The 1,270-nt window shown below is 56.1% G+C and carries 3 protein-coding genes; all 3 read left to right on the top strand.

Annotation, left to right across the window (positions count from 1 at the left end):
• Positions 1 to 93: IS3 family transposase (locus CSC78_RS18710; protein ID WP_162339380.1), on the top strand; the 93-nt coding region annotated here is incomplete at its 5' end.
• Between the two features lie 367 nt (positions 94 to 460).
• Entirely contained in the window at positions 461 to 715 is a 255-nt protein-coding gene (locus CSC78_RS18705; RefSeq protein WP_162339379.1) for a hypothetical protein, read from the top strand.
• Positions 716 to 779: 64 nt separating this feature from the next.
• Complete coding sequence (locus CSC78_RS18700; RefSeq protein ID WP_162339378.1) at positions 780 to 1,139, top strand: hypothetical protein; 360 nt, start codon at positions 780 to 782, stop codon at positions 1,137 to 1,139.
• The last annotated feature ends 131 nt before the right edge of the window (positions 1,140 to 1,270 follow it).

Here is a 1,270-nt window from a genome sequence, read left to right as displayed (position 1 = left end):
GCGATCAACGACTACATCCAGTTCTACAACCACCAGCGCCTGCACTCGGCGCTGGGCTATCGATCACCGGTGGAGTTCGAGCAGTGCCGCTAGAGAATCGGTGTCCACTTTTTCGTAGGAACTGCCCGCCGCTTCGCGGCGCGGCTTAATTCAGGCGTTAGGCCACATTGGAGAGTTTTCCTTGTTTGGACTATTCAAGAAGAAGGCCTCAGAGCCACCTAAGCCACCTACTGGGCGGTTTCCTCCTGTTCCTGATTGGAGGCCCTCTATTGTCCAACCCCTCGAAAATGTAGAGGACCGTGTCCGCTACTACACGGATGGAAAGAGGGACTTCGCGCTTTTCAAACATGGTACGTTCGTACTTCTGCCCGAGGGGCTAACTGATGGGCAGGCTGAGGCTTTTGCCCTCGAATCGCTTCGGCATGTGTTCCACGCTCACCCCGACATGAACCCTATGGCCATGGATGACGGAAACATCCTGATCGGCTACAAGCACAACGCGGGCAACGTGGTGCTGGCAGATGTCGTCGCCGCCAACTGGTCCGAGATCGATCGCAAACATCAGTCCGCTTTGGCCACACATGAGGTCCTAATCACCCCTCTCGGCCAGAACAAGTTTGATGATTTTGGCATTAAGGCGCTCTTTGGTCGGTGCTATATGTTTATGGACGCACAAGAGCCAGAGATCGTACGGGTCGCGAGGCATGTGGCCTAACAATTCATTCAAGCCGAACCCGCTTCGCGGGTCGGCTTAATTCTGGTGTTAGGCCTCTCAAGATATGAACTCGTACCCGACAGAGATTGATCTCCTTGCGGCATTGGATCGCTCTGATCATCTTGTGCGTGAGTGCGCCGCAGGACACATTTCGTTCGCTGACTTCTGCGCTAAGTACGACAACTTCTACTGGTCGTTCGCCTTAGATGGCCACGAGTCGGATCAGGCAGGTCAAATCGTGCTGGCCAGGTACGCTGCACGCGTCGCGCTCCATCAAACAGTGGCGGAGACCATTCTTGCCAAGGTCTGCTCGGACGCGGATGCGGCAAAAGAGAGCTATCGCGCGGCCGGCCGCTTCGGCTCCACAGAGGCGGTCTCAAGGCTTAAGCTTGTGGTGGCGGGCCTTCCCGGTGGAGAGGCCTAACAATTCATTCAAGCCGAACCGGTAGTTCCTACGGTTTAGTGGACACCCCGACCTAACCCTCAGGAGTGTCCCCATGCCCAAGCCAGGCCCCAGAACCACCCATCGCTACAGCAATGCTTTCAAAGCCTCTG

Source organism: Pseudoxanthomonas japonensis, assembly GCF_010093445.1.
GTDB classification, from domain to species: domain Bacteria; phylum Pseudomonadota; class Gammaproteobacteria; order Xanthomonadales; family Xanthomonadaceae; genus Pseudoxanthomonas_A; species Pseudoxanthomonas_A japonensis.
The sequence above is the reverse complement of the archived record's forward strand: the minus strand, read 5'-3'. Positions and strand labels throughout refer to the sequence as shown.